Origin of the sequence: Pedobacter sp. D749, assembly GCF_019317285.1 — a bacterium.
In the GTDB taxonomy this organism is placed as follows: domain Bacteria; phylum Bacteroidota; class Bacteroidia; order Sphingobacteriales; family Sphingobacteriaceae; genus Pedobacter.
Genome location: NZ_CP079218.1, coordinates 4,640,062 through 4,659,838, shown reverse-complemented (window position 1 = coordinate 4,659,838; position 19,777 = coordinate 4,640,062). Strand labels below are relative to the sequence as shown.

At 38.3% G+C, this 19,777-nt stretch carries 18 protein-coding genes; 10 read left to right on the top strand and 8 right to left on the bottom strand.

What is annotated here, in order from left to right:
• Positions 1-146 precede the first annotated feature (146 nt).
• The 5 genes from KYH19_RS18960 to KYH19_RS18940 all read right to left on the bottom strand — a co-directional run bounded on the left by KYH19_RS18960 (position 147) and on the right by KYH19_RS18940 (position 5,572).
• Positions 147-611, bottom strand: coding sequence for a DUF4920 domain-containing protein (locus tag KYH19_RS18960; RefSeq protein ID WP_219076232.1), 465 nt, complete (start codon positions 609-611; stop codon positions 147-149).
• A 322-nt stretch (positions 612-933) separates the two neighbouring features.
• Positions 934-2,310 carry a DNA repair protein RadA gene (gene radA / locus KYH19_RS18955; RefSeq protein WP_219076231.1) on the bottom strand — a complete coding sequence of 459 codons (1,377 nt, stop codon included), beginning with the start codon at positions 2,308-2,310 and terminating at the stop codon, positions 934-936.
• Positions 2,311-2,550: 240 nt separating this feature from the next.
• Positions 2,551-4,101, bottom strand: coding sequence for an Rne/Rng family ribonuclease (locus KYH19_RS18950; protein WP_219076230.1), 1,551 nt, complete (start codon positions 4,099-4,101; stop codon positions 2,551-2,553).
• 278 nt (positions 4,102-4,379) lie between these two features.
• Positions 4,380-5,258: a M48 family metallopeptidase gene (locus tag KYH19_RS18945; RefSeq protein ID WP_219076229.1), complete on the bottom strand. Its 879-nt coding sequence runs from the start codon at positions 5,256-5,258 to the stop codon at positions 4,380-4,382.
• 11 nt (positions 5,259-5,269) lie between these two features.
• Positions 5,270-5,572: an HU family DNA-binding protein gene (locus KYH19_RS18940; protein WP_025143406.1), complete on the bottom strand. Its 303-nt coding sequence runs from the start codon at positions 5,570-5,572 to the stop codon at positions 5,270-5,272.
• A gap of 169 nt (positions 5,573-5,741) precedes the next feature.
• On the opposite strand from KYH19_RS18940, the gene mutY reads away from it, so the two are divergent.
• A complete protein-coding gene (gene mutY / locus KYH19_RS18935) occupies positions 5,742-6,803 on the top strand; it encodes an A/G-specific adenine glycosylase (RefSeq protein WP_219076228.1) in 1,062 nt (353 codons plus the stop codon).
• Positions 6,804-6,859: 56 nt separating this feature from the next.
• Positions 6,860-7,297: a single-stranded DNA-binding protein gene (locus KYH19_RS18930; protein WP_193422884.1), complete on the top strand. Its 438-nt coding sequence runs from the start codon at positions 6,860-6,862 to the stop codon at positions 7,295-7,297.
• 145 nt (positions 7,298-7,442) lie between these two features.
• Here the strand turns inward: KYH19_RS18930 and KYH19_RS18925 are convergent, their stop codons facing one another.
• Positions 7,443-8,864 (bottom strand): DUF4270 domain-containing protein, encoded by a 1,422-nt coding sequence (locus KYH19_RS18925; protein ID WP_219076227.1) that lies wholly within the window; start codon positions 8,862-8,864, stop codon positions 7,443-7,445.
• A gap of 21 nt (positions 8,865-8,885) precedes the next feature.
• Positions 8,886-9,710 carry a glycogen/starch synthase gene (locus KYH19_RS18920; protein ID WP_255562472.1) on the bottom strand — a complete coding sequence of 275 codons (825 nt, stop codon included), beginning with the start codon at positions 9,708-9,710 and terminating at the stop codon, positions 8,886-8,888.
• A gap of 149 nt (positions 9,711-9,859) precedes the next feature.
• Here KYH19_RS18920 and panC point away from each other — a divergent pair, with 149 nt between their 5' ends.
• The 4 genes from panC to KYH19_RS18900 all read left to right on the top strand — a co-directional run bounded on the left by panC (position 9,860) and on the right by KYH19_RS18900 (position 13,758).
• On the top strand, positions 9,860-10,705 hold the full coding sequence (panC, locus tag KYH19_RS18915; protein ID WP_132399427.1) for a pantoate--beta-alanine ligase: 846 nt from the start codon (positions 9,860-9,862) through the stop codon (positions 10,703-10,705).
• Between the two features lie 128 nt (positions 10,706-10,833).
• Positions 10,834-11,184: an aspartate 1-decarboxylase gene (gene panD, locus KYH19_RS18910; RefSeq protein WP_121284441.1), complete on the top strand. Its 351-nt coding sequence runs from the start codon at positions 10,834-10,836 to the stop codon at positions 11,182-11,184.
• 4 nt (positions 11,185-11,188) lie between these two features.
• Positions 11,189-12,169 carry a lysylphosphatidylglycerol synthase transmembrane domain-containing protein gene (locus KYH19_RS18905; RefSeq protein ID WP_219076225.1) on the top strand — a complete coding sequence of 327 codons (981 nt, stop codon included), beginning with the start codon at positions 11,189-11,191 and terminating at the stop codon, positions 12,167-12,169.
• A gap of 449 nt (positions 12,170-12,618) precedes the next feature.
• Entirely contained in the window at positions 12,619-13,758 is a 1,140-nt protein-coding gene (locus tag KYH19_RS18900) for an acyl-CoA dehydrogenase (RefSeq protein WP_132399423.1), read from the top strand.
• Positions 13,759-13,824: 66 nt separating this feature from the next.
• Here the strand turns inward: KYH19_RS18900 and KYH19_RS18895 are convergent, their stop codons facing one another.
• Positions 13,825-14,169, bottom strand: a complete 345-nt coding sequence (locus KYH19_RS18895) for a phage holin family protein (protein ID WP_219076224.1) — start codon at positions 14,167-14,169, stop codon at positions 13,825-13,827.
• Between the two features lie 63 nt (positions 14,170-14,232).
• Between KYH19_RS18895 and KYH19_RS18890 the strand changes: the two genes are divergently transcribed.
• The 4 genes from KYH19_RS18890 (at position 14,233) to infB (ending at position 19,613) form a co-directional block, all read left to right on the top strand.
• Positions 14,233-14,619: a hypothetical protein gene (locus KYH19_RS18890; protein ID WP_219076223.1), complete on the top strand. Its 387-nt coding sequence runs from the start codon at positions 14,233-14,235 to the stop codon at positions 14,617-14,619.
• Between the two features lie 121 nt (positions 14,620-14,740).
• On the top strand, positions 14,741-15,205 hold the full coding sequence (gene rimP / locus KYH19_RS18885; RefSeq protein WP_219076222.1) for a ribosome assembly cofactor RimP: 465 nt from the start codon (positions 14,741-14,743) through the stop codon (positions 15,203-15,205).
• 2 nt (positions 15,206-15,207) lie between these two features.
• Positions 15,208-16,452: a transcription termination factor NusA gene (nusA, locus tag KYH19_RS18880; protein ID WP_219076221.1), complete on the top strand. Its 1,245-nt coding sequence runs from the start codon at positions 15,208-15,210 to the stop codon at positions 16,450-16,452.
• A gap of 62 nt (positions 16,453-16,514) precedes the next feature.
• The gene (infB, locus tag KYH19_RS18875; RefSeq protein ID WP_219076220.1) at positions 16,515-19,613 is read left to right on the top strand and encodes a translation initiation factor IF-2; all 3,099 of its coding nucleotides are present in this window, start codon (positions 16,515-16,517) and stop codon (positions 19,611-19,613) included.
• Positions 19,614-19,777: the final 164 nt, after the last annotated feature.

Here is a 19,777-nt window from a genome sequence, read left to right as displayed (position 1 = left end):
GAGAAATCTATTATAGATCTCTCCATTTCGCTACGCTTCAGTAGAGATGACGACTTTCCTATAGGATATTATTATTGGTAATTTATTTAGTAAAATTTGGCTCTTTAGACTTCCGACCTCTGGACTTCTTTTCCTCTTACTTCTTGTTATTTATCCAAAATCACTACGCCTTTAGCTTCGAATGCAAGTTCTTTTCTAGGATCGGTAATTTTAGCTATTTCTTCAGGAGATTTTTTAGCGTCTTCGGCATAATGGCGTAAAGTTTCTACAGAGATGGTTTGTTTTTTTGCTAAGCCATCCAAAACTACTTTTTTGCCAACAATATCCATAGGCATAAAAAAAGCATAATCTTTAAAAGTTACCCGCATTGGATCACCGTTAGGCATTTCTAATGTCATCCAACAGCCTTTTTTCTTACATACATCCACTACTTTGCCTTCAATTTTCATGTCGACAGTTTTTTTGTCACCCATTGCAGCTTCCATCCTGGCAGCTGGTTTTACATCACCTGGTTTAACTTCTTCTCCAAATTTTTGACCTGTGTATGTGGTTTGAGCAAATGAAAGTGCCGTCAAAAGACAAAAACTCAAGCTTAGAATGATTTTTTTCATGAATTTATAATTATCCGGTTATGATCTAATCAAAGTTATTTAAAATTTTTCTAAATACTGAAAATAAAAAACCTCGTTAACATCCGTTAACGAGGAAAATCATCCCTATAATTGTGTATATCAAATGCTATGATATACATCTAACTTTATAGGCAAACCAGAAACCAAAACATAAATATTCGTATTAGTTGTATTTAATTATCTTATATTCAGTGATTTATATTTTATGTAATAGTTTTATTGATAACAGATAAAATTGTAGAAATGTAGAATATTGTCTTCTTTATGAGTAATGTTGTTGAGTTATTTCCCCACTTCTTATTTACCCAAAAACAAGGCTGAACACTTCTTCTATTTTACTTACAGCTTTAATCTCAAGGTTGTATTTTTCTATGGCAATACCTTTTAAATTGTATTTAGAGATATAAATTGTTTCGAAACCCAATTTATCTGCTTCAGCAATACGTTGTTCAATTCTGTTTACCGCTCTTATTTCTCCTGATAGACCTACCTCTGCAGCGAAACAATTTTTGGAAGATACGGCAATGTCCTGATGCGATGATATGATGGCAATTAATACAGCCAGATCAATTGCAGGGTCTTCTACTCTAATCCCCCCAGCAATATTTAAGAAAACGTCTTGTGTACTTAACCTAAAGCCACAGCGTTTTTCTAAAACAGCCAGGAGCATATTCATTCTTTTGGTATCGAAACCTGTTGCAGAGCGCTGAGGAGTTCCGTAGGCTGCCGAACTTACCAGCGCCTGTGTTTCTATTAACATCGGTCTGGCGCCTTCCAGGGTTGCAGCTATAGCTATTCCGCTCAGCTCCTCATCACGCTGCGACAACAAAATCTCAGAAGGATTGGAGACTTCTCTTAAACCGCTTCCCTGCATCTCGTAGATGCCCAATTCTGCAGCAGCCCCAAAGCGGTTCTTAATTGAGCGTAAAATGCGGTAAACATGATGCCTGTCGCCTTCAAACTGCAAAACCGTATCAACCATGTGTTCGAGTATTTTCGGTCCTGCAATGGCGCCATCTTTAGTGATGTGGCCAATGAGGAAAACTGGTACACCGGTTTCTTTTGCAAAACGTAATAATTCGGCTGTACATTCTCTTACCTGTGATACGCTGCCTGGGGTTGAATCGATATGAGCGGAGTGCAAAGTCTGGATAGAATCTACAACCAAAATTTCAGGTTCCAGAATTTCGATCTGTTTAAATATATTCTGCGTTGAAGTTTCTGTCAGGATGTAACAGTTAGACGATGGGCTTTCCTGAATCCTTTCGGCCCGCATTTTGATTTGCTGTTCGCTTTCTTCGCCAGAGATATACAACAGTTTTTTACCCTTTAAATTTAAAGCCAATTGTAACATCAGGGTCGATTTACCGATACCTGGTTCACCACCGATCAATACCAGCGATCCTTCTACCAATCCACCACCCAATACACGATCTAATTCTTTATCGCCCGTTAATATTCTCCGCTCGGTTGACGATTGGATTTCATCAACCTTGCTTGGCTTGCTTAGCTTACGGCTTGCGGTATCGCTTTTCCAGGTTGGAACAGATGCTGAGTTTTTTTCTACAATTTCTTCTACGAAGGTATTCCATTGGTTACATGACGGACATTTACCCAACCATTTTGCCGATTCGTAACCACAGCTCTGACAGAAAAATGCACTTTTTGATTTTGCCAATTGATTAAAATTTTAGATTACGAATTTAACCTTTCAGGATTGAAAGTGGTTTTATTTTTTTGAACAATTAATCTTTTGCCCGAATCGCGTTATAGGTTAAACCTCGCAGGTTTTCAAAACCTGCGAGGTTTGAAACATCACTATGAAATGAAGAACCTTTGTTGATAAACTTTTAGGTTAGAAATTTACTTAAACAAAAAAGCCCGGATTAAAATCCAGGCTTTCAGTTAATTTTTTAAGTTATAATTTTATCTCTTCGTCTTTAGCAGAGATAAAGTGAAACTCAGTTAAATGATACGATGATTGCGCTTTAACTTTAATCCATTGGCCATATTTAAAGAACCAGCGGCGTTGAAGGTTGAAAATGCCTTTTGTAATATAAGCTTCAATGTATGGATGTACACAAAGTGTAACGCCTTTTTCATTTTGCTCTCTTAAAATATAATTAAGGTTGTTTTCAATATCATCCATTAAAACGATACTCGCTTTAATTTCTCCGGTCCCATCGCAGGCCGGACATTTTTCTACCGTAACAATATTCATTTCCGGACGAACACGTTGTCTGGTAATTTGTACCAAACCAAATTTGCTTGGAGGCAAAATAGTGTGTTTGGCTCTATCCAATAACATCAGCTCACGCAAATAATCGAATAGTATTTTACGGTTTGTTGGTTTGTGCATATCGATAAAATCGATTACCACAATACCGCCCATGTCGCGCAAGCGCAGTTGACGGGCAATTTCTTTAGCCGCCTCTTTGTTTACCTGTAAAGCATTCTCTTCTTGATTTTCTTTACTGGCAGTACGGTTTCCACTGTTCACGTCTATAACGTGGAGTGCTTCAGTGTGCTCTACAACAAGGTAAGCACCACCTGGTAAGTTTACTGTTTTTCCGAAAGCATTTTTAATCTGCTTTTCTATACCAAAATGGTCGAAGATGGGTTCTTTCTGTTTGTACAGTTTAACGATTTTTTCCATTTCAGGAGAAATATCGTGAACATAAGAACGGATATCATCGTACAGCTCTGGTGTACTTACGTAAACGTTTGTAAAATCAGGGTTCAGAATATCACGAATTAACGTCGATGATCTGTCCATTTCTCCCCAAACTCTTTTAGAAGGTTCGGTAGAAGGCAATTTTTTAATGAAATTTTCCCATTTAGCAATTAAATCTAAAAGATCTTTTTGCATTTCGGCAACCCCTCTGCCTTCAGAAACGGTTCTGATTATGACCCCAAAATTTTGAGGTTTAATACTTTCAATAATCTTCTTTAAACGATTACGTTCGGTATTACTTTTAATTTTTTTTGATACAGATATGGTATTGGAGAATGGCACCAGTACCACATACCTGCCGGCAATCGAAATGTCGGAACTTAAACGTGGACCTTTTGTAGAAATTGGCTCTTTGGCAATTTGTACAGGTAGGAGCATGTTTTTACTGAGCACATCAGAAATTTTGCCTGCCTTATTAATATCGGCTTCCAGCTTTAAATTGTCTAATAATGTGCCTGTAACCGAGCCATTACGCTTGATCTTCGTTAGCTTAATTAAAGATTGCACCTGAGGGCCCAAATCAAAGTAATGCAAAAAAGCATCTTTTTCATAACCAACATCCACGAAAGCAGCATTCAGGCCAGGCATAATTTTTTTAATGCGGCCTAAATAAATATCGCCTACAGCGTAGTTAATATTGATTTGTTCTTTGTGAAGCTCAACAAGTTGTTTGTCTTCAATCAACGCTATGGTAACTCCGGCAGGAGTCGAATTGATAATTAATTCTTTTACCAACAGCTACAGATTTAAGGCTTTCGCCTATTAACAAATGGATAGTAAATAAAAACAGTGATATAGCCAGAAGATATACAATAAAAAATCATATAAATGGTTTAAACCTCATAGTGTTTACTATGAGGTTTAATTGGCTTAATCAAAATAAGAAACTATTTTTTCTTATGTCTGTTTTTTCTTAAACGTTTTTTACGTTTGTGGGTAGCCATTTTATGTCTCTTTCTTTTTTTACCGCTTGGCATAGTTTTAAGTTTTAAATGTTTTTATTAATCTGTTAATTAATTTTTATTCTTTAGTTCAGCTACCTTCTTATCAATGAATGATGCTAAGGTTGGGTTAGCCGCTAATTTTTTGCTTGATAGGTAAGCATTTACTGCTTCTTTATTTCTGCCTAAATTTTCTAAAGCTGTTCCTAAATAAAAATAGGCTTCAGGAGTTGGAGCTATAGCAATTACGGTGTTAAAACGAGGAATTGCTTTATCAAACTGACCTGATTTTATAGAGAACAATCCTAAATTCATATTCGCTTTTACATTTTTAGGTTCTTTAGCCACAACCTCCAGCAACATTGCAATACCTTGCATTGGTGCGCCTAAGCCGTTTACTATTGTTACACCTAAGCCCGTTTTAGCTTCAATGTTTGTAGAGTCTTTCTCTAATGCATTTTTATAAGATACATTGGCTTTCTGCAATAAAGCAGGCTGCGCTATGCTATCTTGTGTGCTTTCAAAAGCTTTTATAAATTGATTTCCGGCCGCTAACCACGATTTTGCTGATGGTTCGCCTTCGGCAACAACTTCTAAATATAAGGCAGATGGAGTAATTTGTTCAACATCGTCCCATTTCTGAGCCAGTTGTTTGGCAAGTTCGATCTTTTCTGTGCCATTTGCGCCTTTGTAGCTGTTTTCTAAAGCTGTAATATCCGTGGCCAAATTTTTATTGATCACATTTTTTGCAGCAGTAGACGAAGTTTCGAGGTTTAATACCGATGCTGTAGATGGAGAAGCTGCTCCGGCCATTGGGCCACTTGAAGGCATTTTTCCATTTTCTTCAGTTGGTTTAACTAAACCCTTAATGTCTCTTGTAAATAAGAATGCAACAAGCAATACAATCGCTCCAATAACAATGGTTTGTTTTGATCTGATGTTGCTATTCATATATATAAGACTTAGGCTTCTACGTTAATTTTTTTTGAATTACTTTTAACTTTATCAACAAATACTTTTGCTGGTTTAAAGCTAGGAACGAAGTGTTCAGGGATAATTATTGCAGTGTTTTTTGAGATATTTCTCGCAGTTTTTTGCGCTCTCTTTTTAACAACAAAGCTCCCGAAGCCTCTAACGTATACATTTTCACCGCCAATCATGCTGGTTTTGATAACCTTGAAAAATGCCTCAACTGTTTCCTGTACATCAACCTTCTCAATTCCGGTTTTTGTTGATATTTCTGAAATAATATCTGCCTTAGTCATATTTTATTATTTATTATATATTATGTTTTAATATTACTACTGTTTTGGGGTTGCAAAAGTATTGCTTTTTAATGAGATAGGGAAATAAAAGATGATTTTTTTATTGCTAGACTTATCAGGCTATTGCAAGTTTTTTTTTAATCGGATAAATAGACCGTAATTTGCACTAATGACATTTCAAAATGAACTCATCAATTGGTATCTGCTTAACAAGAGAGATCTGCCCTGGAGGCATACCAATGATGCTTATACCATCTGGTTATCAGAGGTTATATTACAACAAACAAGGGTAGAGCAGGGCCTTCCTTATTTCAATAAATTTTTAGAGAATTTTCCTACTGTTAATGATTTTGCCAATGCTACCGAAGCAAAAGTTTTGAAGCTTTGGCAGGGATTGGGCTACTATTCGAGGGGAAGAAATATGCATGCAACTGCTCAAACTGTGGTGAAAGATTATCGTGGAATCTTCCCAAATCTGCATGATGAACTGATAAAATTAAAGGGAATTGGTGAATATACAGCTGCTGCAATCTCTTCTTTTTCATCCGGAGAGGCACGTGCTGTGGTAGATGGAAATGTATTCCGGGTACTTTCCAGGTATTATGGCATTGCTACCGCAATCAATTCTCCGGCAGGGAAAAAGGAGTTTTTTACTTTGGCAAATGAACTGCTTTATCAGGATGATCCTGCCCTTTACAATCAGGCGATAATGGAATTTGGGGCCATGCAGTGCAAGCCTAAATCGCCAAATTGTGGTATTTGTCCGCTTAACCAAACCTGTTATGCCTTTAACCATAAAATGGTAAATGCGCTTCCTGTTAAGTTAAAAAAGGCGGCACAAAAGCACCGTTATATTAATTATTTTGTTTGTTTTAATGGAGAACAGGTGTTGGTAAGAGAACGGCAGGCTGGTGATGTTTGGCAGCATTTATACGATTTTCCAAGCATAGAAACGCTTATACCTGAAGATGCAGATGGTGTCTTTTTCGCTGATATGGTGAGAAATGCCTTCGGTAGCAGTGCAGATTTTATGTTAATCAGCAAAAAAAAGCACTTGTTAACTCACCAAATAATCCATATACAATTTTTTGCATTAAAAAATTATATATTTAACTTTAATAAACAAAAGGAACTTAATTGGGTTTCTTTAAGTAAATTAGATGAGTTACCGCAGCCAAAAGTAATCCATGATTTTGTTCTGGAATATTTTTATGAGGACAAAATGGAGTAACTAACCATCTTATTCGGTGCGCATTTAGAAAACGAAACAACTAACCAAAAATATTTATGTCTGGGATTAACAAAGTTATTTTAGTAGGCCATTTAGGCAAAGACCCTGAAGTGCGACATTTAGATGGTGGCGTAACCGTAGCCAGTTTTCCATTAGCTACCTCGGAAACATATAACAAAGACGGTAAGCGGGTAGAACAAACAGAATGGCACAATATTGTATTATGGCGAGGCTTAGCAGAAGTTGCTTCGAAATACCTTCAGAAAGGCAAGTTGGTTTATATTGAAGGCAAGTTGAGAACAAGATCCTTTGAGGATAAAGAAAAGGTTAAAAAATATGTAACAGAAATTGTAGCTGAAAACTTTACGATGTTAGGTAGGAAAAGCGATTTTGAGCAAAGTCCGACAACGCCAATCCATCAAAACACTGAAACTAAAATTGATGATGAATTTACAATCGGCCCGTCAGATGAAAATGGAGATCTTCCGTTTTAATTAAAAGCTAAAAATACATAAAAAAGCTAGCGCTCATCAGGTAGCTTTTTTTTATACACTTATTATTTCTTTGCCTTAAAATAAGGATATAAAAAAACTCCTGCCGGTTTTGCTGGCAGGAGTTTTTGCGATTATACTAAAATCGTTAATTGATTTTAGTATAATAAATATTCAGTTTTATCTTATTTGCAGTTGTATTGCTGGCGCCTATAATCGACCTTTCAGCAGAAGTAGCACTAGGAACATTCTGAAAATCAGTATATGATGTGGGTGCCAGGAATGTGCCGTAATCTTCCATGTTTTTATCAATCAAGCTCTGAACGTAACTGGTTACAACAAAAATATAACGTTTCTTTAACGAATCGAAATAACCGCCAAAAAGTGCTGCCCCGCCAGAAGCGCTGCCAGAAAATGTGGTAAAATCAGGTATGTTTGCAGGCTGGTGTGCAATATCCCAACGATATAAAGAAAGTCGTTGAGCAGCATTAAAAGGGTATGCCGGCGCATTTTCACCAATCTCTACAACTAACTCTGCCTTATTGATAATTGCTTTTCCGTAAGTGCCGGTAAAACCTGTTAGTTCCGGGAACGTTAACCTGGTTTTTACACCAGCTAAACCCTGTAAATAAGTTACATTGTATGAAGCCGAAGGATTCGGATTTGAAATCTGCTCCTGTACAGGAGTGCCCGCATAATCGTGTTTAATATTGGCCGCTACTCCCGAAATTGAAGAGCCTCCGGTGGAGTTTTGAACCAGTTTTCCTATAGGGAAATTTACACTTGTGGTATCTACGCCATTAGAGGAGTTCGTTTTTTTCCAAACCAGTTGCAGGTAAGAGTCAGTTCCTGAAAAGTTGAAGAATGCAATTCCGCCAACACCCGTAGAAGATGTTTTGTTGATTTGTGCGTACAAACCTTTAAATGATTCTATAAACTTAGTGTCAGTTGCGGTTCCTGCTGTACCCTGATTGAGTATGGCGTTTTGGATAAATGCTTTATTTAAAGGAATTCTGATCTGTGCCGGAACCGTCTTTAGTGTGTCTTTGCCTGCTATAACATCAAATACCTTAGTTTTAGTATTCGGTGCCAGTTTGCCGGTAAAATTCCCCAATAAAGTATTGTTGATGGATTGAACATCTGAACTTTTATAAGTGGTTACCTTATTGGCCAGTTGAAATACATCTATACTGTACTTAGAATTGGTGGTATCGCCATAAAATTTGGTTAGCGTGCTGGATTCATCGAATTTTAATACTAAAACGGCCGAATCAAGCTGAGGTGCAGTTCCAAAATCTGTGTTAACGACAGGATAGACGGTCATGGCTATACCAGCTTCTGTTTTACCAAAAACAGGATCAGTCATGTAACCTAGTGGATAGCGGTTTAAACCTAAGGTGTTTGCCGCAGTTTCCTCGACCAATTGTGTGGTTACAGGAGATACTACCAGGGTTCCGGTAATGGCAGCATTTGGATCAACATCTAAACCAACACCATCTGGGTTTTTACACGATGCAAAAAGAAAAAGACCTATCAACAGGGTTAATAAGTCTTGTTTTGTAAATTTCATATTTTAAATAATAATACCTGATTAAGCTACTGAAACCAATTCATCATTTGAAATTTCTTCATAAAAAGTATAGAAGTTTTCAAAATTCTCGGTTAAGTTAAAAGCTAATGTTGGTTTATTGGAATCTTTAACAAATTTTAACACATCTTTGCTTAAGTTTTCATCTGCTAAAACCACTGCGTCTGAGTGAGTTATAGCGCCGGTGTGCATGCTGTCGCAATCAGATGGTAAAAATGCTTTAGTGTCATCCTCAGTCATATTCGCCATTACAGCTTTAGTAGCGAAATTGGCATTTAATTTTTCTGTAAAGCCATCCTCATAAATAGAATACACTACTTTAGAATTTTTAAAAGTAGGATCGTTTTTATAAGTAGTTTTGATATAAGCAGGAACCAATGCACTCATCCAGCCGTGGCAGTGAACGATATCCGGTGCCCAACCTAATTTTTTAACCGTTTCCAATGCACCTTTGCAAAAGAAAATTGTACGTTCATCGTTGTCATCAAAGAATTTTCCGCTGGCATCTCTAAATACCTGTTTGCGTTGGAAATATTCTTCATTGTCTAAGAAATAAACCTGCATGCGTGCAGCTGGGATGGAGGCTACTTTAATGATTAAAGGGTTATCGTTGTCATCAATAATGATGTTCATTCCCGATAAGCGTATTACTTCGTGTAAACGATTTCTTCTTTCGTTGATGTTACCGAATTTTGGCATCAAGATGCGGATTTCGAATCCTTTTTCTTGCATAGCCTGTGGTAATTGGCGCGTAATTTCAGAAATTTTAGTAAGCTCGAGGAAAGGCGACATCTCGTGTGTAACAATCAGCAGCTTCGTTTTTGCCATCTCCATATTCTAAGAAAATATTAAGTTAAATAAAAGATAATGAGCTGCAAAGGTAAGCATAATAATACTATTTATCAATATAGCAAGCATTTGTTTGGTTTCGTTTAGATTAATTTACACCTTTACGGCTTTAATTTAGATTGTCCAAATTGGAAATATTTAAAACCAAAGCAGCGCTTAAAGCTTTTTTAAAACCTTTAAAAGCATCAGCTAAAAAAATAGCATTAGTGCCTACTATGGGTGCCCTGCACAATGGCCATATATCTTTGATAAAACTGGCCCAGCAAAATGCCGATATCATTATCTGCAGCATTTTCGTAAACCCAACACAGTTTACCGATCCAAAAGATTTAGAGAAATATCCGCGCCCCATTGAGCACGATTTAGCGATGCTCGAAGACGCAGGCTGTAATGGCGTGTTTATGCCCGATGTAGAGGAAATGTATCCGGCAGGAGCAGATGAAGCCTGGCATATTGATTTAGGCAATGCCGAATTTTTATTGGAAGGTGAATTTAGGAAAGGCCATTATCAAGGGGTAACACAGATTGTAAAAAAACTGTTCGATGCCGTTGAGCCTGATGTGGCCATGTTCGGGCAAAAAGATTTTCAACAGGTACTGATGATCAAGAATATGCTGGCTTATTTTAAGCTGCCTATTACCATTATCACCTGCCCGATAATTAGAGAAGATGATGGCCTGGCCATGAGTAGCCGCAATATTCATTTATCAGCCAGCGATCGCAAGCATTCACTGGTACTCAGTAAATCGCTGCAATTCGTGATCGATCATTTTAATGAATATTCATTAGAAGAATTAGAAACCAAAGCAAAATCGGTCTATAATAATTTAGATGGTGTAGAACTCGACTACTTTACTATAGCCAATAGCGATACGCTTGAACCCGCCAAATCGAAAGAGGAAAATAATCTTGTCGCGCTCGTTGCTGCAAAGGTAGGCTCAACGAGATTGATCGATAATATGATTATAAAGTGATGGAAAATGGGAGAGGTAAGATGGATGATGTAGTTGGCTATTGGCCTTTTTCATCATCCATTTTCCATATTACATCTCACTTACATCTTCCGTTAGTGAAACTCCAAACTGATTACTAACTTTGCAAAATGGTTATCACAATATTAAAATCGAAAATACACCGTGTTAGGGTAACACAAGCCGAATTAAACTATGTAGGCAGTATTACGATAGATGAGGATTTAATGGATGCAGCTAACATTATCGCTAATGAGAAGGTGCAGATTGTAAATAATAATAATGGTGCGCGTTTCGAAACCTATGTAATTAAAGGCGAACGCGGAACCGGAACCATTTGTTTAAATGGTGCCACGGCTCGTTTGGCGCAATTAGGTGATATCCTCATTATCATGTCATACGGCTCATTGCCAATAGAAGATGCCAAAAAATATAATCCAATACTGGTTTTTCCTGACGATAACAATCATTTGCTAAAATAACCTTGTGATATTCGATCTCAAAACAGCGCTAAAGTACATCATCCTGTTTTTAATAGGAATAGGAGTCTTATATTTAGCTTTTAGAGGTCAGGATTTAGAAAAGATTTGGCAGGAAATTAAAACAGCCAATTACTTTTGGGTGGTAATTTCAGCTATTGCTGTTTTAATTGCGCATGTGTTACGGGCTTTGCGCTGGCAGATGCTCTATCAGTCTATCCATTACCAGGTAAGTTTCTGGAATGCATACCACGCGGTAATGATCGGCTATTTGGCCAATCTTGCCTTGCCACGCTTCGGAGAGATTGGTCGCTGTTCCGTTATACATAAAGCAGAAAAGGTGCCCATGTTTGCTTCCATAGGTACGGTAATTACCGAACGGCTGTTTGATGTACTGGTACTTTTTCTTACCAGTTTAGCCATGCTTATTTTTCAGTATGATATTGTAGCCGATTTTCTTTATCAAACCATATATCTCAATCTCATTAAAAAATTAAGTGCTATTAATTATTTGTGGTTAGTTGGCGCAGGTGTTCTTATACTGCTGCTCATTGCTATTGCGATATATTTTCTCCGTCAAAAATTCAGTAAAAAATTCTTGCGCATTTTTGTAAACCTGCGACAAGGATTTGGTTCATACAGCAAGCTAAAACAAAAAGGTTTGTTTTTAACCTATACCCTGGGGATTTGGCTTTTCTACTCACTTTCCATGTATTTTGCTTTTTCTTCCATTCAAGCTACTTCCGGATTACATTTTAATGCTGCATTTACAGCAATTGTTTTCTCAGGTTTTGCAATGGCAGCCCCTGTTCAGGGTGGCATAGGTGTTTTTCATTGGATGGTTGCCCAATCACTGGTTTTGTATGGCATATCTTTTAAAGATGGCCTGGCTTACTCAACCATTATCCATTCTTCGCAGGTTTTATTGATTCTGGTTTTAGGGAGTTTAAGTTTGTTCTTGATCTTGACTAAGAAAGAAATTAAATAATTCTTCTGTGGGCGTTTTAACAAGCTGTCCGCTATATCTTTTTGGTTGTCCATAGTACACTGTCTTTAGTTAAATAAACCTGACCGGCAGCGTTATCCAGATTCTTCCGTCTGGATTAAGCAAAGGGCAGGGCTATCCAAACCGAAGTATTGCCGCTCTTGCTTTCCAAAAAAATAACAATTAAATATTTGTTTAGGAAAGCAGGGAAGTAACTTATAGGTCGATTCCTGTCCCGTCATCCGTTATAGTCCAGATGAAGGATCTGGAGCTGCCACTACTGCCGGATTTAGGTGGCCTAAATTGTGCAACTATTTTGGTTAACAAACCAAATCCCTAAGCAAAGCTTTTGCAGCAAGGTAAAATAAAATGAAAATAAATTGCTATGCAGCCATAGTAATTTCGATCGGAAATGCTACATTTGATTTACTAACCTTTTATACATAAATGTTATGCATTTTGAATTAAGTGAAGAGCAAATAATGATTCAGCAGGCTGCCCGCGATTTTGCGCAGCAAGAATTAAAGCCTGGCGTGATTGAAAGAGACGAGCATCAGAAATTTCCGGCCGAACAGGTAAAAAAACTCGGAGAACTTGGTTTCCTGGGGATGATGGTGAGTGAAAAATATAATGGAAGCGGACTCGATGCCATTTCTTATGTGCTGGTGATGGAAGAGTTGTCTAAAATCGATGCCTCTGCCTCAGTAGTGGTTTCGGTAAACAACTCTTTGGTTTGTTACGGATTAGAGGCTTATGGGAGTGAGGCCCAAAAGGAAAAATATTTAAAGCCATTGGCTGCAGGCGAAAAAATAGGTGCTTTTTGTTTATCAGAGCCCGAAGCGGGATCTGATGCTACCTCACAACGTACAACAGCAGAAGATAAAGGGGATTATTATTTATTGAATGGCACCAAAAACTGGATTACCAACGGAAGTACTGCATCAACTTACCTGGTTATTGCACAAACGCACCCTGAGTTAAGGCATAAAGGTATAAATGCCTTTATTGTAGAGAAAGGCATGGAAGGTTTTACCATTGGGCCAAAAGAAAATAAATTGGGTATCCGTGGCTCTGATACGCATTCGCTGATGTTTAATGATGTTAAAGTACCTAAAGAAAATAGAATAGGCGAAGATGGCTTCGGTTTCAAATTTGCCATGAAAACATTAGAAGGGGGCAGGATTGGTATAGCGGCACAGGCTTTAGGCATTGCGCAAGGTGCTTTCGAGTTAGCTACCCAGTATGCTAAAGAACGTAAATCGTTTGGGAAACCCATTTCTGAACATCAGGCTATTGCTTTTAAACTGGCCGATATGGCCACCCAGATTGAAGCTGCAAGGTTGTTGGTTTATAAGGCTGCCTGGCTAAAAGACCAGGGTTTACCCTATACTCAGGCAGGTTCTATGGCCAAGTTATTTGCTTCGAAAGTTGCTATGGATGTAACCATTGAAGCGGTACAGGTGCACGGTGGTTATGGTTTCGTTAAAGAATACCACGTGGAGCGATTAATGCGCGATGCTAAAATTACCCAGATTTACGAAGGAACTTCTGAGATCCAGAAAATGGTGATATCTAGAGAAGTTATCCGGTAGTCTTTTAGTCAAAGTCTGTAGTCCTTAGTCCAATTCGACTCATGACTACAGACTCACGACTCCGAACTATTCCTTCTCTCCGGCAACAGCACTAAATATCGCCTTAATCAAAGCAACTACAATCGCTAAAAATGCTGCAGCAATAAAACCTGAAGTGTTAAAAGAGGTCATCATGTTATCAACCAGTAAAATCATTAAAACGGTAATGATAAATGATACCAACCCTAAGGTTAAGAAATTGATTGGAAAAGTTAATAGCCTAAGGATGAATCCGATCGTTGCATTTGCAAGAGCAATCAGCACCGAGGCGATAATGGCATTTCCGAAGCCATCAATACTCACCCCTGGCACCAGTTTTGCGCCGACAAAAAACGCCAGTCCTGTTAAAAGGATTTCAATAATAAATCTCATAATTGTTTATTTTTGTAAATGTTTAAATGCTTTTTAAAATACACGGTTTTAATTGCTGTTTCCATGTTTGCACTTTCATGTTCGAATACAAACAACAAACCGGTAATTAAGTTTGCTGGCGATAGTGCATCAATAGTAATTAAAAATATTGATGAGGCGAGCCTCTTACAGGTTAAAAATGCCTATAAAGCTAATGCAGATACACTTAATGTGATTTCGGTTTTGATAAAACCAGGAGAGCTGGATAGTATTCAGGATGAGCTGGAAGTGCCCGGCAAGATCAAGATACTAGGTGATTCGCTCGTATTCAGGCCCGATCAGCCTTTTCTTAAGGGTAAAGAGTATCTGGTAGAAAGTTATATTGGGGTAAAATTTGCAACCGCTGGCGATCTGATGATGGGGAAAGGTAAACAGAACCTAAAAGCGCAGCGACAAACACTTAAACGGTAATAATCAGCATAATAATTAGTGCAGGTGTTTGATTTTTTGTAAAAAATTACTACATTTGCATCGTAATCGAAGAAAAGAGAAGGGGACAGTGTCCCCTTTTTCTATGAAATCAGGTTAAAATATGCAGGTAGAAAAGAGAGTTGCAGCCCTCGTAGAGGAAAAAATAGCAGATCGGCCAGAACTGTTTTTGGTTGAAGTAAAAATGTTGCCAAACAATAAACTAATTATTCATGTTGATGGCGACGAAGGGATTAGCATACAGGATTGTGTGGCCATAAGCAGGCATGTTGGTTTTCATCTCGAAGAAGAAAATGCAATAGAACAGGCTTATAATTTAGAAGTTTCTTCGCCAGGTGTTGGCGAGCCTTTAAAACTCATCCGTCAGTACAATAAAAATATTGGCCGTACGGTAAGCATTAAGCTTAAAGAAGGGTTAAAAAAAGAGGGAAAACTATTAGCGGTTACAGAAAATAACCTGCAGATTGAAGAGTCGGTTAAAGAAAAAGGGAAAAAGGCGGTAGCAATTCAAACAGATGTTCCGTTTAATGATATAATAGAAACAAGTGTGTTAATTTCATTTAAGTAAAAATGAGTACTACAACAATTAATTTGATCGACTCTTTTCAGGAGTTTAAAGATTTCAAAAATATAGATCGCCCAACGGTGATCAGTGTGCTGGAAGAAGTTTTTCGTAGCATGTTGCGTAAAAAATACGGAACAGACGAAAATTGTGACGTTATCGTAAATCCGGATAACGGGGATTTGGAGATCTGGAGAACGAGAAAAGTAATGGAAGATGGGTTTTCTGAAGATGATGATTTAGAAATTGAACTTGCTGAAGTTTCTAAATTAGATAACACTTTAGAAGTGGGAGATGATTATATCGAACAGATTACCTTAGAGAGTTTTGGTCGCAGGGCAATTTTAGCAGCACGCCAAACATTGGTTTCTAAAGTATTGGAATTAGAGAAAGACGAAATCTTTAAAAAATATAAAGACAGGGTAGGCGAAATTGTAACAGGTGAGGTTTATCAGGTTTGGAAGAAAGAAACTTTGGTTTTAGATGATGAAGGTAACGAACTTTTAATGCCTAAAACAGAGCAGATTCCGGCTGATTATTTCAAAAAAGGTGATTCTGTAAGAGCAGTAATCTCTAAAGTGGAAATGATCAACGCCAATCCGAAAATTATCATTTCGAGAACAGCACCAGAATTTTTACAACGCCTGTTCGAACAGGAAGTTCCGGAAATTTTCGATGGTTTAATCACCATTAAGAAAATTGTTCGTGAGCCAGGGGAGCGTGCTAAAGTTGCTGTTGAGTCATATGATGACCGCATCGATCCGGTTGGCGCGTGTGTAGGTATGAAAGGATCACGTATCCACGGTATCGTTCGCGAGTTGAAAAATGAAAACATTGATGTGATTAATTTCACAAATAATATTTCATTATACATTACCCGTGCTTTAAGCCCGGCAAAAATCACCTCTATTAAATTGGATGATGAAACCAAACATGCATCGGTTTACTTAAAACCAGATCAGGTTTCATTGGCAATCGGACGTGGCGGACATAATATTAAACTGGCTGGTAAATTAACCGGTTATGAAATTGATGTGTACCGTGAAGCTGGAGAAGAGAGCGATGAGGACGTTGATTTAGAAGAATTCTCAGATGAGATTGATAGCTGGATCATTGATGAATTAAAGGCTATCGGTTGCGATACTGCTAAGAGTGTACTAGCACTTACAGTAGAAGATTTAGTGAAACGCACCGACCTTGAAGAGGAAACCATTAAAGAAGTGGTTCAAATTTTGAAGTCAGAATTTGAATAAGTGGTGTAATTGCCAAATAAACACTACTTTTGTATTAAATAAAAAACAATAACAGGAGCTAAATGTCAGACGACAAACCAATCATTTTAATTAAAGCTATTAAAGAACTTAATATAGGCATGGGTACGGCCGTTGAGTTTTTAAACAAAAAGGGATTCTCTGCCGAGAAAAGCCCTATGTTTAAACTTACGGGAGACATGTATAATGCCTTGTTAAAAGAGTATCAGGGAGATAAGATCGTAAGAGAAGAAGCCAAACAAATAGTGATTGGTAAAATACGTCGTGACGAGCCTGAGACTGAAAAGCCAGTAGAAGCGCCGAAGAAAAATACCGATTTTGAGAAAAATGAAGAGATTTTAATTAAAAATACTCAATCATTTACCCCTCCGGTAGAAAAACCAAAGGTTGTAGAAACACCTAAGGCAGAAGCGCCAACACCAGCACCTGCGGCAGCAGCAGAGCCAGTAAAAGAAACTAAGGCAGAAGAAAAAGCAGAGGAAACCGGATTACCAGGCGTTAAAATTGTAGGAAAGATCGATTTAAATGATCTTAACCCGAAAACACGCCCGGCTAAGAAAGAAGAAACGCCTGTTGCACCAGCGCCTGTTGCAGAACCACCAGTGGTTAAAGCACCAGAACCTGTAAAGCCAGTAGAACAACCTAAAACGGAAGAAAAACCGGTTGAGGTTAAAAAAGAAGAAGTTCCTGTTGCACCAGCACCAGTTGCAGAAACACCTGTGGTTAAAGCGACTGAGCCTGTAAAACCAGTTGAACAGCCTAAAGTGGAAGAAAAACCAGCTGAAGCAAAACCGGTAAGCAACGAGTCTGAGGTAATTAAAGCACGTAGCGTTAAATTAACTGGTCCGAACATCGTTGGTAAAATTGTTCTACCAACAACACCGGATAGAAGAAACGGTCCGGTAGCATCATCTAGCGATAGTGAAGCCGCTAAACGTAAGCGTAAACGCAAAAAAACTCCGGGAGCACCTGGCCAGCCAGGTCAACACGGTGGTCAAGGGCAGCAAGGACAGAATAATCCTGCAGGTCAGGGCCAGGGCCAAGGTGGTACACCAGGGCAACCTCGTACACCTTATCAAGGTAACAGACCAGCCGGTGGAACTCCATATCAGGGTAACAGACCAGCCGGACAAGGCGGAACTCCTTATCAGGGAAATAGAAATAACAACAATAACAGACCAGGTTTCCAAAATAGAAATGCTACACCAAGCGGACCAAAAGAAGAACCTACTGAGAAAGAAATTCAAGATCAGATCAAAGCAACACTTGCCCGTTTAAGTGGTGCGGGTAAATCTGGTAAATTTGCACAACGCGCTAAATTACGTCGTCAGAAACGTGATGATGTGGCTTATAATGCAGAAGAGGCCGCAAACGAACTTGAATCGCAATCGAAAATATTAAAAGTAACAGAATTTGTTACGGCTAATGAGTTAGCGAGCATGATGGATGTGCCAGTTACCAAAATTATTGGTACTTGTATGAGTCTTGGAATGTTCGTTTCCATTAACCAGCGGTTAGATGCTGAAACTTTAACAATTGTGGCAGATGAGTTTGGTTACGAAATTCAATTCGTAAAACCAGATGAAGATGAAGAGAACGTAATTGAAGAGGAAGATAAAGAAGAAGATTTAATCGAAAGAGCTCCGGTTGTTACGATTATGGGACACGTCGATCACGGTAAAACCTCATTGCTGGATTATATCCGTAAAGCAAATGTGGTTGCTGGTGAGGCAGGTGGTATTACCCAGCACATTGGTGCTTACATGGTAACTACGCCAACCGGTAAAAAGGTAACTTTCTTAGATACACCAGGTCACGAAGCCTTTACAGCGATGCGTGCACGTGGTGCTAAGGCAGCAGATATTGCCATTATTGTTATTGCTGCGGATGATGCAGTGATGCCTCAAACAAAAGAGGCGATTAACCACGCACAGGCAGCAGGCGTACCATTGGTATTTGCTTTCACTAAAGTAGATAAACCAGGGGCAAATGCAGATAAAGTACGTGAGCAGTTATCGGTAATGAATATCCTGGTTGAAGATTGGGGTGGTAAATACCAATCACAGGAAATCTCAAGCAAAAGTGGCTTAAATGTTGATTTACTTTTAGATAAAGTATTATTAGAAGCTGAATTATTAGAACTTAAAGCAAATCCGAATAAGAGAGCTACAGGTACTGTAATTGAGTCAGCATTAGATAAAGGACGTGGTATTGTAACCACAGTGTTGGTTCAGGCCGGTACGTTAAGAGTGGGAGATCCAATCTTAGCAGGTAGTTACAGCGGACGTGTAAAAGCATTAACCAACGAGCGTGGAGCTAAAGTAGATTCAGCAGGTCCATCACAACCGGTACAGGTTTTGGGTATGCAAGGTGCACCAACGGCTGGTGACAGATTTAATGCTTTAGAAAGTGAAACCGAAGCACGTGATATTGCAAACAAACGGATGCAGTTACAACGCGAGCAGGGATTGCGTACGCAGAAACATATTACATTGGATGAAATCGGTCGTCGTTTAGCTATCGGTAACTTTAAAGAGCTTAATATCATTGTTAAAGGTGATGTGGATGGTTCAATCGAGGCATTAGCCGATTCATTGTTGAAACTATCAACTGAGCAGATTCAGATCAATATCATCAGTAAAGGTGTTGGTCAGATTTCAGAGTCTGATGTATTGCTAGCTTCGGCTTCTGATGCGATTATTATCGGTTTCCAGGTTCGTCCATCAACAGGTGCACGTAAACTTGCAGAAGCTGAGCAAATTGATATCCGTTTATATTCTATCATCTACGATGCAATCAACGAGATTAAATCGGCGATGGAAGGTATGTTGGATCCAGAATTTGAAGAGAAAATTGTGGCTAACGTTGAGATTCGTGAGACTTTCAAAATCACTAAAGTGGGTACCATTGCAGGTTGTATGGTATTGGATGGTAAGATTACTCGTAACAGCAAGATCCGTATCGTTAGAGATGGTGTTGTAGTGTATACAGGTGAACTGGCATCGTTAAAACGCTTTAAAGATGATGTGAAAGAGGTGAATAAAGGTTATGAGTGTGGTTTAAACATCCAGAACTTTAACAACATCGAAGTTGGCGATATCGTAGAAGCTTACGAACAAGTTGAAGTAGCAAGAAAGCTTTAATTGCTTTTAAGAATATGATTTAAAGTGGCCTCGAAAGGGCCACTTTTTTTGTTAACGTTGAGTGTTTATCTTAAAATTATCGGATAATATTGAGTTGTTATCTTAAAATTATCGGATAATATTGAATTTGTATCTTAAAATTATCGATATTTGTATTTGTCAAT

Bases quoted from the DNA above. Each gene is read 5' to 3' on its own strand.
- KYH19_RS18960 (WP_219076232.1), bottom strand. From the start codon at position 611: ATGAAAAAAATCATTCTAAGCTTGAGTTTTTGTCTTTTGACGGCACTT.
- KYH19_RS18945 (WP_219076229.1), bottom strand. From the start codon at position 5,258: ATGAATAGCAACATCAGATCAAAACAAACCATTGTTATTGGAGCGATT.
- KYH19_RS18940 (WP_025143406.1), bottom strand. From the start codon at position 5,572: ATGACTAAGGCAGATATTATTTCAGAAATATCAACAAAAACCGGAATT.
- mutY (WP_219076228.1), top strand. From the start codon at position 5,742: ATGACATTTCAAAATGAACTCATCAATTGGTATCTGCTTAACAAGAGA.
- KYH19_RS18930 (WP_193422884.1), top strand. From the start codon at position 6,860: ATGTCTGGGATTAACAAAGTTATTTTAGTAGGCCATTTAGGCAAAGAC.
- KYH19_RS18925 (WP_219076227.1), bottom strand. From the start codon at position 8,864: ATGAAATTTACAAAACAAGACTTATTAACCCTGTTGATAGGTCTTTTT.
- KYH19_RS18920 (WP_255562472.1), bottom strand. From the start codon at position 9,710: ATGGCAAAAACGAAGCTGCTGATTGTTACACACGAGATGTCGCCTTTC.
- panD (WP_121284441.1), top strand. From the start codon at position 10,834: ATGGTTATCACAATATTAAAATCGAAAATACACCGTGTTAGGGTAACA.
- KYH19_RS18900 (WP_132399423.1), top strand. From the start codon at position 12,619: ATGCATTTTGAATTAAGTGAAGAGCAAATAATGATTCAGCAGGCTGCC.
- KYH19_RS18895 (WP_219076224.1), bottom strand. From the start codon at position 14,169: ATGAGATTTATTATTGAAATCCTTTTAACAGGACTGGCGTTTTTTGTC.
- KYH19_RS18890 (WP_219076223.1), top strand. From the start codon at position 14,233: ATGTTTGCACTTTCATGTTCGAATACAAACAACAAACCGGTAATTAAG.
- rimP (WP_219076222.1), top strand. From the start codon at position 14,741: ATGCAGGTAGAAAAGAGAGTTGCAGCCCTCGTAGAGGAAAAAATAGCA.
- nusA (WP_219076221.1), top strand. From the start codon at position 15,208: ATGAGTACTACAACAATTAATTTGATCGACTCTTTTCAGGAGTTTAAA.
- infB (WP_219076220.1), top strand. From the start codon at position 16,515: ATGTCAGACGACAAACCAATCATTTTAATTAAAGCTATTAAAGAACTT.